The sequence below is a fragment of the Propionibacterium australiense genome (assembly GCF_003666605.1).
Classification (GTDB): Bacteria; Actinomycetota; Actinomycetes; order Propionibacteriales; family Propionibacteriaceae; genus Propionibacterium; species Propionibacterium australiense.
This window is the reverse complement of sequence record NZ_RCIV01000007.1, coordinates 32,738-47,244: the sequence shown is the minus strand read 5'-3', so window position 1 is coordinate 47,244 and position 14,507 is coordinate 32,738. Positions and strand designations below refer to the sequence as shown.

Below are 14,507 nucleotides of genomic sequence, written 5' to 3'. Positions count from 1 at the left end.
CGGAAGGCGCGAGAGGGCGGCTCTACCGACGAGAAGAAGGAGCATGGCCCCCGCCGTCATCGCGGCGGTGAAACCCGCCCGCTGCACGCCGAGCCCGGCGAGCAGGGGGTCCGAGCGCGAGTCCTGTCGCGTAGGCGAGGTTGTAGAGCGCGTACGAGCCGCCGAGCGTCGGCGGGTCGGCCCGGAATCCCTGCTCGGCGATGAGGGTGGTCGCCGGGGCGAGCAGCAGCGCCGACGAGACGCCGAGCAGCGCCATGGCCACGCAGGTCTGCCACAGCCGGTCAGCCAAGCCGATGAGGGCCAGCGATGCCGAGGCCGTGGCCACGCCCGCGCCGATGAGCAGTCGCGGTGAGGCCGTCGCGACGCGGCGGCCCACCACGGGGTTGGCGACGATCGCGGCGAGCGAGGCCAGGGCGAACAGCAGGCCGATGGTGAGCGAGCCGGCCCCCAGGTGCGCCGGGAGCACCGGTTCGACACCGGAGAGCACGCCCGCGCCGATCGCGATGGCGGTCACGATGGCGGCCGAGCCGGGGACCCGCAGCACCGTGAGTGGACCCGCGACGTCGTCGGTGACTCGTGGCGAATCCTTGACGAGGAGGATGCGCAGCATCCCGTCGGCGAGGGCGACGGCGGCGGCGAGCAGGAATGGGGCGGCCGTACCGAGGCGTTCGACCATGAACCCGGACAGCGGCGGGCCGATGAGCACGCCGAGGGTGATGGTGGACATGGCGATCCCCATCGCCTGGCCGCGCCGTTCGAGTCTCGTCGTCGCGGCGATCAGCGAGAGGGCCGCAACCCAGGACATGCCGCCGGCGAGCCCTTGGGCGAGCCGGGCGACGAGGAGCAGCCAGTAGGGGCCGCCGGTGGCGAACAGCAGCGTGGCCGCGGCCAGGCCCACCAGGCCGATGAGCAGCGGCATCCGCGGCCCGCGGCGGTCGACGACACGGCCGGCGAACAGCGTCGAGACGATCATCGCTGCCGCGTACGCCGAGAACAGGACGCCCGTGGCGGCCGGGCCACGGGCGACCACTGACGGGAGTAGCGGGAGCACGGGGACAGCCAGGCCGTGCACGAGCATGTCGGTGAACAGTGCCACCGAGCCGACGACGAGGGCATGGCTTGGAGTGGTGGCGAGGGTGGTGTCGGGTGTCGCCATGAGGTGACGACTCCTTTCTGGCTATGTCGGGCGCAGCCCCCTTGCCAGCGCCGAGATCGTGGCGCTCAGCTCGTCGGGCCGGGGAAGATCGTCGGGGCGCATCACGGCTGTCACGGTGAGCCCCTGCATGAGCACCAGCGTCAGGTTCGCGACCGCCCCTGGGGCGGCCTCGGCCGTGGCGGGGAGGCCGGCGGCGATGCGGTCGCGCCAGGCGTCGAGAGCGGTGTTCTTCTCCGTGGCGTCGCCGAGCGCCTGCGGGGCGACGAGCACCGTGCAGGCCGCCAGGGCGCGGAACCGGGCGTCCTCGCGTAGGAGGTGCACGAACTCGGGCAGCAGAGCCGCCAGGTCCGCGGGTTCGGCATCGAAAAGCCGGGCCTCGTACTCGGCCCAGCCCCATGCGAGCGCGTCCTCGAGCAGCACGACCTTGGAACTGAAGTGATGGTGCAACGCGCCGCGCGTGACACCTGCGCGAGCGGCGACGACCTCGAAGGTCGCCCCGCGCCAGCCCTTCTCCTCGAAGGTCAACAGCGCCGCCTCCAGCAGCGCGCGCCGCGTCTGTTCCGCCGCCTCAGCCGTCCGCCTCATACATACAATCTAACATGTATATGTCACAGGACATGGGCATTCCGCGAGACGAGTAGTCACAGGCCTTTCCTGACGCACCGATGGAAGGAGCGCTACAAGACCCGCACCGGAACGAGAACCATCCGAACGCAGAACGAAACGATCTCAGCCCGAAGCATCACCCGACCGACCACCATCCCAAGGTTGTATCACTGACGCTTCCACGATTACATCCGTGCTGGGTACACGATTTGACGTGAGGACGACATTAAGCCTGGATCCTGAGATCAAGGCAGCCGCTGAGCGACTACACCAAACCCACACAGCGGTCTTGGCAAAGCAGTCAATGAACTCGCCCGCGCGGGGACTATGCGTGAGTCTCGTCAGTACCCGGGTTCGGGTCAGTCGCGTGATAGCATTAAATCCGCAGCCTGTCACTTGATTATTTTCACACATAACCATCTCAAGGCGGACCCCCTTTCGCCTTCAGCAACACACCCCATACAGGATTACTCAAAGCAACCGAACAAGCCCTAGAGATAGGCGTCAAGCAAGAATGGTAATTATGAATTTGACTAGTTGGACAAAAGAAATCTTGACTGGCGGCAAACTCACTTTGATGTTATGGATATGGTGCGGAGGTATTATCGCCCCCTTCTTTTGGGCTGGATTCTTTACGAAGACCACCGGACTGCACAATTTTATAGAAGTATCTAGTTTTCTAGGCCTACCTGACGGGTTTATGACAGGAGTAGGCACCGTAGAGAACTGGATAATTAGTCATTCCATCCTAGTGCATCCTGTTTGCATAGGAGCAGCCGCGTTTGCTCTTGCAATGCTCTTTTGTGGTTCGCAACCACGATATACCCAACCAAGTGGCCCTGCTGCCGCTACCTTCTATATCGCACTGACTGGCGGCCAGATTGCCGGCGGAATATCCGCCTTGCAAATTATCCCCTCCGCGGTCTGCCTTGGAGCTTTATGGTGGTTACTTAGAGGCAGGTACACCGAAAATGAGAGTTTTTGGGAACGTATTCTCTTAGTACTCATTGAGCTTTTTGCACAGGCTGTCTATATTCCGTGGAGAATTGTTTCAGCTGCATTTTTCTCCAGTGTTAACGAAGGTCCAATTCAGCTGGAATCGAATTGATTTGAAATCTTTAGCATGGGATCTGAATAACAATTCATATGGCTCTCAGGATAGCCACCAGAATCGGCAACCTTTAGGCTCAAGTAACTGAGGGCACGTAGCTGACATTACTTCGTGACGCTCGATCTTAACTGTGACACGTACGCTTCAATTTCCGAAATAGATGAGAAATCGGTCTTTAATTCAGACCACCAACGACTTGCTTTCGCTTCAAATAGCCCGTAGCTACCACTGTTCATTTGCACTCTCGTCACAACAAGGCCATGACGAGCACGGGAAAGCATCACTAACAGAACTCGACGTTCTTCAGAGAGCGCTTCGCCTTGACTGTTACGCCTACCCGGCAGATGCCCTTCTTCTAAGCCAATAACGAAAACCCAGTCAAATTGCTGACCTTTACCCGTATGCGCGTTGAGTAGGTGCACCCCCGGACCGATGCTACGTTTGGGATCTGATACCCTGACGGATCTTATCGCTGCCCTCGCAGTAGTGGCGCCGCTCTGCTCCAATGCATCAAAAGCATCATCTATGTTCTCCCGCGCTTCTACATCTGCGGGATCCACTTTGTTGAGCACTGCGAGTCGAGCATCCTCGATGCCAACACCATGGGGCAACGTGGCAATAGTAGACTGAATCAGTGTAACAATCTTTGGGTCGTCGATAGCAAGATCCCAGCGACGCACCGGGAAGCCACTTTCAACAGCGAACGCACGATCAAGATCCTCTCTCCGCCACCCCGCTCGGCAGATGATTCCAATCGATGCATCTGGATCGCTACCGATTATCTGAGTTGCCAAGCGAGACAAGGTTTTCGCTTCTTGTACTCGGTCTTTCAAGACGAGTGTAGCCGAGCAACCTCCCCCCAGCCAGCGCACTGGCTGCGCGGAAATCAACCCTGATTCCGGATCAACTTGCTCACCAATGGAGTTGACGGTTTCCAAGACTTTGGGAGATGACCGGTATGACTCGCGCAGCCGTATCATCTTGTCACAGTCCTTAAGAATCTCCGCTTTAACCTTAGCGGGGGCCGCTCCAGCCCACGAGTAAATACCTTGGATAGGATCACCAGCAAAGGTTTGTTGAGATGTGCAGCTCAGCCGCGCGAGATCGAGTTGTTGCAACGAAAGGTCGTGAAATTCATCAACCAAAACTGCCCCGAAGTGAGTTTGATATAGCCGCGCTACTGCTGGGATGTGCAGCAGACACTGTGCATGCCGGAGAAGGTCATCATAATGAAGTTGGTTAGCCCTCTGGCGAGCACGCTCAACCGTCTCAGCTAATCGACGCACTACCCCTGAAGGTTGCCGTCGAAGCGCATCAAGCACTTCTTCATCTGAAAATGGGTGACGTTTAATCTCGCTCAGCATACGCTCAGCTTCATAAATCTCAGTTCCATTGCCGCCAGCCTCAACCAGCGCTCTGCGTACGGTGCTTGTCTTCGGCTGCTGAAGACTATCCATCTCTAAGCCGATAGTTCTCCCATGTGCAAGAACAACATGAGCAGCAAACCCATGAAAGTTGCGCACTACGACATGTCGTTGAGTTCGCACCTGCCCCAACACCGTTAGCAAACGTTCTTCTAAGTTTGACCGCGCCCTGTTAGTGAAAGTCAGCACGAGTACGCGCTGGTTCTTTTCTAGCGAGTCAATGAGATGGGCGGCACGATGCGCCAAGACCTCTGTTTTACCACATCCCGGTGGTGCGATGATCATCAGATGGCTTGCGTCCGAGGTTACAGCTTCTAACTGTTCTTGACTGAGGACATATTCACTCATTGAATGCTCAATTCTTCGAGTGAACGCAATAGTCTTGACACGCTGCCGATCCTCCCTGCCGTCTCTCGAGAAAGCGAGTCCGCAATGCATGTTGCAGCGTCAACTTTACCTTTGTCTCGGCAAAATTTCGCCACTGCCTCAGGCGTCACATCATGAAGGTTTACGAAACTGGTGGACTGTAAGAGCCCTTCCTCACGGCAGAACCCACCCTTGATGAGGGCCTGTGCCGCCCCCGCTCCACCAAGCGCACGGGTGTACTCATCTTCAAGATCCGCCTTAGAAATGAATACTTTTTTGTCTACGACAGTCCTCGGTTTTCCACCAAAGGAGTTGACCCAAGAGCCGCTCTCATTTTCATCTACGAGCCCAAGGATCGTTGGACCAAAGCCATCTGGACCGAGAAGGGGGAACACGTTTCGGAACTTGTCAGCACCATCAAGTTCGACCACTACAGCACCGAGGCGGTCGAGATCAACTTCTAGAGTCTTAGCTACCGCTTCTACGATCACACGATCCGCGTCGCCTTCTACCAGGATGACGAATCTCGCTGTCAGCGCCTCAAGAAGCCGCGGTGACCACCAATGCGCTCGAGCCTTCTCGACCTTTGATAATTTTTCATCCCCAACTTGGTGGCACTTCCCGTGACGATCAACAGCAATAACTTCGGAAGGCTCAAAGCGGTGAAGTACATATGGAGAATGGGTAACGATGATCTTCTGATTACCTCCCTCGCTAAGTAGATCGGCAGCCGTCCGTTGGCTAGTAGGATGCAAATGGAGTTCTGGCTCATCAATCGCGAGAACATTGGCCGCACCCTCCGCAAGGTCGAAGAGTGTCATAGACATCAGCTGGCGAGCGCCATCTGACTGCTCCAATAGAGAGACTTGTTCGTCACCGTGATTTAAGAAGATCGATACATCTTGGAGCACATCACTAGATGGATCAGTCACGCTCCGTACTGAGATATCTTTACGGCTGACACTTCGAGGCATCGCACGGCTCAAATGCTGAGCTACACGTTCGAGGAGCTGATCCATCGACTCATTCCCTGACAATTCCTCATTGAACTGGTTCAGAAGACTCTTCAAACTTTCCTCGTTCGCGCCGAGGTCAGCTGCTGCCAGAAGCGTCCGTATCGGGCTGTGTGCGCCTTCCATCATGGAGGCTCCCCGTGTCGCGCGAAGGTAGCGCCAACCGAACTCCTCCAATTGCTCGCGATTAGGCCCACGTCCATGGTCGCTTTCCGGAAACCAGCGACGAATGGCGACTGTTTCTTCGTCTTCAGAGTGAGCCTCGACAACCATCTGTAACCAGAGGTACTCGGTCTCTCGGTCTTCAGCGATTGTAATCTCCGAAGGAAAAGGGCGACGGTTCTCGTCAGTGAAATCAGTCCACCAGATATTAACGATGAGAGGTTCATCTTGGTCGCGGAGGTCGGACGGCTTTAACGTTTGATAAAGACCTGCGGTACTCACTCCCAACGCGAGGTTCAGCATGCGCAGGATTGATGACTTTCCCACGTCATTCGCTCCAACAATGACAGCGTTCCTTCGAATCTGGACGTCAAGATCCTGTACTCGGCTATGATTGGTGATCGCCACCCTCGATATACGCATCGCCGATCCGCTCCTTCACTCTACCCTTGAACCCTTATGGGTAGATCTTCTTACACAATATGATTTAACCTAGCCACCGCTCATCGTGAAATATAATTTAGGTATTTGATATCTGCCTGAAAAATTCAAACCACGACATCATTGAACTTAATTCATTTCAAACCCCGAATGAGAGTCAAACTTCAGCACCCGCGCATTCTCGCTGATGGTGCGCACCTCGGACTCGGTGAATCCTTCTTTCTTGATGGCCTGGATGTCGATGGTGATTTCCAGCTGGGCGCCGGAGCCGGCCAGCCGGTCGATGACCTCGCGGGTGATGTTGCCGATGTCGCGGTTGTAGCGGTCGGAGTTGATCCTGACCGATCCGAAGAAACGACCGAGCACGGCCTCCAGCTCTGATTCGGCACCGGGCTGTTCGCTCCCCGTTGCCGCGGGTATGCCGCCGGCCCACACGTAGTCGGCTGAACCAGCCGCAGCCGTCTGACCGGCATCCGTTGCCACACTGGTTCCGGCGGCCGGGGCGGCATCGGCCTGTTCCGCATCGGCCTGCTGCTGGGCGCGTTCGATTGCGACGAGCAGCGTGCCGTCGGTGACCTGAAGCGTGGCGTTGGGGTCGGGCGGGATGAGCAGGCCGCGGTAGCGGCCCGTTTCCTCGTCCTTGCCGGTGGCGATCGCGAAGCGTTCGTTCTCGACGAGCACGGCGGTCAGTGACTGCTTGATGGCGTTGTCGAGCACGTCCCGGCTGGCCAGCCGCGGCATGTAGGTGTACCGGGTGAAGTAGCCCCACAGTTCCTCGGCCGTGATCTCGCCCCTGTCCTGCCACAGCGCACCAAGTTCCCGGTGCAGCGCGTCCCCCAGGCTGGCCGCGCCCAGCTGGGTGATCAGTTGTTCCTCGCGTACGAGTTTCGTGCTCACCCGTTCGGCGAGGGAGCGTGTGCCGGAGTCGAGGATTCTGCTCGACACCACGTCGAAGGGTTTGGTCGGGTCGAATTGCTCGGGGTACAGCGCCCACACGAAGGTGTCGCGGATCCGGTCGGTGACGGTCTGGTCCAGACGACTCACCCACTCGTCGGCCTGTTTGTGCTGCTGGGCCGTGAGGTTCAGGGTCTCGCTGGTAGCCTGCACCTGCTTCCAGCCCAGGTAGGTGCGCGTCGCGGATTCCAGGCTCTCCAGCTGGCCCGAATCGGCCAGCAGGAAGATGAGTGTGTTGCGGTGGATGCGCTGCCCGGTCCCCTTCGTCTCGATCGCCTCGTGCACCCACTGGAAGGCCTCCGAGTCGGGTCCGTCCTGCCTGCGGACGCTGTGCCTGGGGTGCGCGATCACCAGCCGGGTGTCCTCCAGGTCGGGGACATCGGCGCTGGATTCGGGGGCCACGTGCACCCGGTCGAACTCGGCGCGGCTGCGTTCCTCGCCGCGGAGCCGCCTGGTGATCTCGTTCCACACCGTCTCGACGTCCTCGCGCAGCCTCTCGGCGTAGTCGCTGGCGGTCTTGGTGACGGACGGTTGGGTGTCGAACCAGTAGTGGCCCTGCTCCTCGTAGAAGTACGTGGAGCGCTGGGCCAGCTGCTCGATGGCGCTACCAAAGTTGCCCAGCACGTCGCCGGGCACGGCGGTGCCGAGCCACACGTACTGCTTGTCCAGCCCCTTGCGGGCACTCCGGCTGCGGGGCGCCGCCCCCATGAAGATGGTGCGGGCGATGCGCTGCGTCACGAACCGCTGCCCCAGGCTGGGACGGTCCAGGTCGATCCGCTGGGCCGTCGAGCTGGCGCCGTCGATGTCGGAGTCGATGATCGGCTTCCACTGGTCCTCCAGGTACTGGGTCAGGTCGGTGTTCACCGTCGTAGCGTCCAGCGGCACATTACCGGGCAGGATCAGCGGGGACGTGTCGTTCGACGCCCACAGCTCGTGGACGATGGACGACACCAGTTTCAGCACCCCGCGGGTGCGCTGGAACCGTTCCAGCGCGGACCAGTCCTCGTACAGCCGGTCCAGCAGTTCGGGATGCAGGGGGTACGAGGCGCGGATGCGTTTCTCGTAGTCGTCGTTCGGGGTCGCCGCATCGCGGGGGAACAGCGCCGAGTTGTTCCGGTACATGGTGGCGAAGCTGCGCGCCACCGCCGAGATGTAGGTGAGCCCCGCGGCGTCGGGGGCCTGGAACAGGCGGCGGCGGACGATCTCGAAGGACTCGTCCCTGCTGGAGGGCCGCCACTGGTCGGCCACCCTGCGGATGACGTTCTGGAGACGGTCGAGGGCCAGCTGCCCGTTGACCCCGCCGATCTCGATGTCACTTCCCCGGTCGCCGCTGTCGGAGGCGGGGATGGAGACCACGAGCATGGCCCCGGGAACCGAACGCACCACCTCGGTCAGGGACTGGGCGAAGGTGAACTGGGTGTCGAACGAGCCTGCGGGGAGTTCCTTGTCGGTGACCAGCTGGCGCGCGTAGGCCACCCATTCGTCGATGAGGATGAGCGCCGGGGCGTAGCTCTGGATCAGTTTCCGCAGCGCCTCGCCGGGACTGGTGCCCGCCCGGTCGTCGTCGGCGACGATGTCATAGGCCTCGCGCCCGCCGAGCTGCCAGGCCAGCTCCCCCCACAGGGTGTGCACCTGGGTGCCGTCCGGTTTGATCTGCGGCGATCCCGCCTTCAGGTAGGTGCCGACCAGGGCGACCCGCCTGACGTTCAGCGCCGCCAGGCCGGGGTTGCCGACCTCGGCGACGAGTTCCTGCACGTCCTGTGGGAGGCGCTGCGCCGGGGTGCCGGAGAACAGGTGGTAGAGGGCGAGCATGGAGTGGGTCTTGCCGCCACCGAAGTTGGTCTGAAGGTTCACCACCGGGCTGGCGTTACCGTCGCCATCCAGGCGGCGCAGGGCCCGGGACAGCAGATCGCGCAGACCCTCGGTGAGGTAGGTGCGGGAGAAGAACTCCACCGGGTCGCCGTACTCCGGGCTGGTGGCCTGCCCGGTGTGCACCAAGTGCAGGTCGGCGGCGAACTCGGAGGCGGTGAACTCGCCCCTGGCCACGTCGTCGTGGGGCCTTATCACCTCGCGCCAGGGTTTCAGCCCGGCCCCAGGTTCGAGGGACACCGTGGTGGCCTTCTTGGCCTGCTTGCGGGTCTGTTCCTCGTAGACGGTGCGTTGTAGGTCGGTGCGCAGTTTGCGCACGTCGGCGGCCGAGTCGGTGGATCCCGCTGCTTCGAGGAGCCGTTCGATGGTGTCGAGGGCGCGGACGGTGTCGTCGGAGCTGAACGGCTCGTTGTGCGCCCACTTGTTGCGGGTCTCGCGCAGTTCGGAGGCGAAGCTCTGCTGAGCCCGGGACAGCACGTCCTTGAACTCGTAGCCGCGTTCGGTGATGGCGCGAAGCTGCACTTGGACGTCCTGCTTGGTCATGGTCCTCACGGGGCCACCCCGACGCCGGGCATCCTCCTCGGCCCACGCGTCAGGCCACTGCGATGAGTTGTAGGTCTTGGTCATCACCTCGTCCACCAGGTCGTGGAGACCCTCGGAGAGCAGGTCGAAGGCCCTGCCCACTCGATCTCGGTTGTTCATCGCCATCGTTGTCTCCTAGAACGTGATGCTTCAGTCCCGGTGACGACGTCCCGGGTGATGCTTGTATAGGGCCAGCAAACCGACCTCAAGGAGGTTCATCCCCCGAGCAGCCGAACGATGACGCGCCGCACCTCGGCGGTGTCGAGGCCGCGGGCCTCCACCCTGGTGATCCGCTCCAGCGAGAACGTCGTGGGTTGTTCCGCGATGGCGTACGACCCCTCGCCGACGGCGACGCGCGTGGGGATCGGACTGTTGCGCGTCGTGAGCGGCACCCCGATCACCAGCTGTCGCGCCCGGTGGAGCCGGGCATCGGAGAGCACGAGATAGGGGCGGTGGCCCCGCTGCTCCCGCCCGATGGTCGGGGACATGTCGAGCCACGCCACGTCGCCCGGATGGGGCAGAGGCGTCACCGCTCCTCATCCTCCAACAGGCGCGCCGCATCCGCCAACGAGGCCGCTTCGCCACGACGGAACTCCTCCCGCTCCTCGTCGGTGTACGGGGGCGCGGCCTCGAGGGCCTCCCAGAAGGCGGCCTCCTCGCGCGCGTCGAGCATCTGCTCGATGAGCGCAGCCTGGGAGATGCCCGCGGCGCGGGAGGCCTCGCGCAGCCGGTCCCGGGTGCCCGTGGACACCTTGATGGTGGTCAACGAAGTCATACCTTGAGTGTATCCCTGTCGGTTTACCGATCCCCACCCCACCCGGGCCGACGCGGTTTACTGGCCCTATAGCATTGCCGACGTGAGCCCCGGACGAGGCCGCTCCAGCGGTCGCCGCGCCGGGGCAATCGTTGTATGTGGGGTTACTCATCGCTGGCCTCCGGCGCCGTGAGCTGCCGCCGGGCGATCCGCTCCTGGGCCTCCCGGTAGATCTGGGCGATCCGGGCCTGGAGCTCGGCCTTGGGCGGCAGCGTCGTCCAGTACTCGGCGACGACAATCCCGTCCTTGTGCAACTCAAGCAACTCGATCTGGTCCCGGCTCGCCTCGGTGCACAGGATCAGGCCAATGGGCGGGTTCTCGTCAGCCTGCCGTTCGTACCTGTCGAGCCACTTCAGATAGAAGTTCATCTGCCCTTGATAACTGGGCTTGAATTTTCCGACCTTCAGCTCAACCGCAATCAACCGATGCAGTGGCCTTGAGTAGAACAGCAGGTCGAGGAAGTAGTCATCGCCGTCGAAGGTCATGCGCTTCTGCCGTTCAACGAACGCCCACCCGCGGCCGGCTTCCAGCAGGAACGCCTCCATGTCATGACGCAGGGCGGCTTCGAGGTCGCGCTCCAAGAAGGTGTCGTCCAGTCCCAGCATGTCCAGCAACATCGGGTCACGGAAGGCATCGAGCGGAACCGCCGAGCCCTCAGGGATCTGGGAGTCAGCGATCTCGCGGCGCTCGAACGCCTTGCGTTCGATGGCGTACCGCAGCTCACGAACGCTGAGACTGCGGTCGATGATCTCCTTCACGTAGAACGCTCGGGCCTCAGCGCTGGGCACCGGAAGCAGCGCCTTGAAGTGTGTCCAGCTAACTTGTTGCCCCAGTGAGGCGACAAGTTCGACATCAGGGAACGTCTGGGAGAATTGCACCATGCGGTAGAGGTTCGCCCTCTCGAAACCTCGTCCGTACCGGGCGGTCAGTTGTCGCCCCAGTGAGGCGACAAGTTCCTGATCGTGCCCCGCGCGGCCCTCTCGAAGCACGGCCACATCGATCAGGCGCCCGATGTACCAGTTCCGCAGGGTCAAGGTCGCGTTCGCCTGCGCTGCAGCGAACGCCTGCGCCTGGTCGATCAGAGCCGAAACCTGCTCCACAAGTTCGCCACCCCCAGCGCTGACCGACTCCGCTATGGCCCGGAACGGAGTCAGGTCCGCGCCAGCAGGGCAGGCACCTGCGCTGCTGCCCCGGGCGTGATCTCGGCTACCCGGCATGACCTAATCTTCTTCCTCGTTGAAGTCGAACGCCGCCTGTGCCGCTCGGGCGCTCGGGTCGATACGGCGGGCCTGCTCCGCCACGTCGCCCCAGGCGCTGACAAGGCCGTTGAACAGCAGCGCGTCCTTGGCCTGGTTCTTCTTCTCGGCCTCGTGGAACAGCAGGAAGCCCAGTTCCTTGACGGCGTCGAGGTTCACGTGGTCCCGCGCCTCGGCCAGTAGTTGAGCCACCGCGTCAGCCCCCTGGGCGTCCATGACCGCGGCCAGGCGCACCGTGGCCTCCCAGACGCTCAGGCGCTCGTCCGACGCGGGGTTCCAGGCGTCTTGCAGCTCGGCCGGCGGCAGCAGCCGGGCCTTGCCGCCCTTGGCCTCGAAGATTCCGCCGCGTTCCAGCGCCCCGACGGAGGTGTCCGAGGCGCGGGCGAGCTGGTCGGCCATGCCCGAGCTCTCGGTGGCCCAGCCGTAGCTGCGGTACCACCTGACGGCGAAACGGGTGTCGGGATCGAAGTCGGACTCCTGCTCCCCCAGCACCTCGTCGAGGGTTGCGTTGATCAGCAGCAGCGCGTCCTTCACACTCATGTCGGAGCCGTCCGCCTCGCGCACCCGCGCATACCGGGAGAACACCGAGATACCGGGGCCGATGGCCGCCTGCGCCAAGTCCACCGGCGCGATGGCGCCCTGCATGAGCGTGCGCAGCGCCCCCGGCAGCTCAGACTTGAGGCGAGCCACGAACGCCCGGCGGGTGGTGGACTCCGCATCGACGGGGCGGGGACGGCAGGCCAGAACAATCGAGGACGCAAGAGCATTACTTCCAATATCACGCACCCGCCCAGCTCTTTCACTACGAACAGGCCATGTGGCGGTGATCTCCCAGCCGGCCTTGATGAGCCCGTCAAGAAGGGTGTGCCAGCCGGTGGACGAGGAACCATCGGCCTCCGCGTCCTGCTGTTTGTAGGCGTAGTACACCGTCATGGGCACCGCTTGATTGTCGCCTTGGCGGACGCGAGCAAAGACGGAGTTGAAACCGTCAATGAAGAACCGTTCCGCACCTTTCTTGCCGTCATGACGGTACGGATTGGCCACGAGCTCGTCGGCCTTGGGCGTGAGCATCGTGCCGACAATTTGTGGGTTAATATCCTTGAGCGAACGACGCAGCCACACATAAAAATAGTCAGACAAATCTGAGTAACCAATATTGTCATAATACGGCGGATCGGTCGATACGACGAAGCCCTTATAATTCCGCGAAGATGCATCTACCTGAATTGTATTTCCAATCGCAGAACCAGGGGTTAACTCGATCACCCTAGCCACCCATTCAACTTGGCCTAGGAAGTTACCAGAGGAGCCAGAAAATGGGTTTGCTTCAGCAAAATCCCATATCATGGAAATAGCTTGACGAGTGAAGACTTGTGCAATTTTGTCGCCAACGCTTTGCCAAGTATTAAGAGAAGAAAGTCGGTTGGCTTGCCGACTTACCGAAAGAGCAAGATAGACCGCCACCGCGTCGGCGTAAGCTTGGGCGCCAGCACCACCAGCCTCAAGACGGTCTCCTGCTGGCAACCCCTTAGCCAAGGCATCATCCACTACTCGCTCCCGCGCCTCAGTGATGAGGTCACTGAGGGCCGTCATGGCCACTAGCTGCCGGTTCGTGAAAAGGTCAGCCCATCGCTTGAGTCCATAATTCTGGACACGGAATCCCAAAGCCTGCTCTGGTAGCTCAGCTTCAGAAAGCCCCGCAGGCCGAATGACATCGGCAGTTTCTACATGCTCTGCAGTAGGTGAGATGTACAGCCTGCCGCTAGGACCTTCCGCAACAATAGCAATGAGAGTAGCACCCATACGCCCATTGCGAGCCTCAGCCCGAATGTGATCAAAACTGATCGGGGTTCCATCAGTTACGGAAACTGCACCTTTTCGGTTGATGGTCCCATCATTCTTTGGACCGGTGCTGTCATGCATTACCTCGTAGTGCACCTGTCCGCCCCGCACCGTGGCGCGCACCCAGGCTTCCTTGCCCTTCTTCTTGCTGAGCCACCACGAGTTCACCAGGGGCACCTCGATGGGGTTGGCGGGGTTGGGGCTGCGCACGGTGCGCGCCCACTTCCATGCGATGACGGTGTGCTCGGTGCTGTCGGGGGCCGTCACCTTCGGGTAGAGGTGGCCGATGCGGCGCTCTGCCTCGTCGCGCATCCACTGCCCGTAGTAGCGCACGTCCTCGGCCAGTCCCTCCGCACGCTGGTAGAGGCTCTGGTCGCGGGCATCCGGGTTGACCGGCGCCATCCCTGCGAACTTGGGCGGGATCTCGATGAGTGCCTTGTTGATGAGCACGGCGAGCGGGTTGAGATCGCTGGCGTGGGCCTCCAGGCCAAGGCGCTGTGCCTCCAGCGGAATGGAACCGCCACCGGCGAATGGGTCGAGCACCGGTGGGAGCCGGCCGTCATTGCTCTTGCGGATCTCCTCGCGGGCCTGCCGCAGCAGGTTCTCGTCCCAGCTGTTCTCCCAGACCACCAGCTTCTCCATGAGCGCGTGCAGGCGCGCCCGCTCGGCGTCCTGTTCTGCGGTGGTGGGGAATTCCTCTGGCCGGGAGGCAGGATCGTCGACGAGCTGGGCGAACAGCACCGCGCGGGCGGTGGCCAGGGGTTTGCGTGACCAGTACAGGTGCAGGGTGGACGGGTGCCCGTGGCGAATCGACTTCTCGCGGGCTGAAGCGGCGTTGATGGCCTCCAGCGGCAGGGAGGTCTCGATGAGTTTCTTCTTGGTCACGGGACTGCTTTCGTCGATGGTGAGGT

The 14,507-nt window shown here is 61.6% G+C and carries 10 protein-coding genes; 1 reads left to right on the top strand and 9 read right to left on the bottom strand.

Going from position 1 to position 14,507, the window contains the following annotated elements; translation table 11 throughout:
* Positions 1 to 22 precede the first annotated feature (22 nt).
* A complete protein-coding gene (locus tag D9T14_RS07005; protein WP_232012342.1) occupies positions 23 to 1,156 on the bottom strand; it encodes an MFS transporter in 1,134 nt (377 codons plus the stop codon).
* A 21-nt stretch (positions 1,157 to 1,177) separates the two neighbouring features.
* Positions 1,178 to 1,741, bottom strand: a complete 564-nt coding sequence (locus tag D9T14_RS07000) for a TetR/AcrR family transcriptional regulator (protein WP_119162162.1) — start codon at positions 1,739 to 1,741, stop codon at positions 1,178 to 1,180.
* Between the two features lie 544 nt (positions 1,742 to 2,285).
* Between D9T14_RS07000 and D9T14_RS13315 the strand changes: the two genes are divergently transcribed.
* A complete protein-coding gene (locus D9T14_RS13315; protein WP_126464271.1) occupies positions 2,286 to 2,870 on the top strand; it encodes a hypothetical protein in 585 nt (194 codons plus the stop codon).
* Between the two features lie 107 nt (positions 2,871 to 2,977).
* Here D9T14_RS13315 and D9T14_RS06995 read toward each other — a convergent pair whose 3' ends face one another.
* The 7 genes from D9T14_RS06995 to D9T14_RS06965 form a co-directional block, all read right to left on the bottom strand.
* A complete protein-coding gene (locus D9T14_RS06995) occupies positions 2,978 to 4,645 on the bottom strand; it encodes a UvrD-helicase domain-containing protein (RefSeq protein WP_119162163.1) in 1,668 nt (555 codons plus the stop codon).
* Entirely contained in the window at positions 4,642 to 6,261 is a 1,620-nt protein-coding gene (locus tag D9T14_RS06990; protein WP_119162164.1) for an ATP-dependent nuclease, read from the bottom strand. Before D9T14_RS06990 ends, D9T14_RS06995 begins: the two co-directional genes overlap by 4 nt.
* A gap of 147 nt (positions 6,262 to 6,408) precedes the next feature.
* The gene (locus D9T14_RS06985; RefSeq protein WP_119162165.1) at positions 6,409 to 9,810 is read right to left on the bottom strand and encodes a DUF499 family protein; all 3,402 of its coding nucleotides are present in this window, start codon (positions 9,808 to 9,810) and stop codon (positions 6,409 to 6,411) included.
* Positions 9,811 to 9,899: 89 nt separating this feature from the next.
* Positions 9,900 to 10,214, bottom strand: coding sequence for a type II toxin-antitoxin system PemK/MazF family toxin (locus tag D9T14_RS06980; RefSeq protein WP_119162166.1), 315 nt, complete (start codon positions 10,212 to 10,214; stop codon positions 9,900 to 9,902).
* Positions 10,211 to 10,459, bottom strand: a complete 249-nt coding sequence (locus D9T14_RS06975; RefSeq protein ID WP_119162167.1) for a hypothetical protein — start codon at positions 10,457 to 10,459, stop codon at positions 10,211 to 10,213. Before D9T14_RS06975 ends, D9T14_RS06980 begins: the two co-directional genes overlap by 4 nt.
* Before the next feature lie 143 nt (positions 10,460 to 10,602).
* The gene (locus D9T14_RS06970; RefSeq protein WP_232012343.1) at positions 10,603 to 11,598 is read right to left on the bottom strand and encodes a PDDEXK nuclease domain-containing protein; all 996 of its coding nucleotides are present in this window, start codon (positions 11,596 to 11,598) and stop codon (positions 10,603 to 10,605) included.
* 120 nt (positions 11,599 to 11,718) lie between these two features.
* Complete coding sequence (locus tag D9T14_RS06965; RefSeq protein ID WP_119162169.1) at positions 11,719 to 14,481, bottom strand: DUF1156 domain-containing protein; 2,763 nt, start codon at positions 14,479 to 14,481, stop codon at positions 11,719 to 11,721.
* Positions 14,482 to 14,507 lie beyond the last annotated feature (26 nt).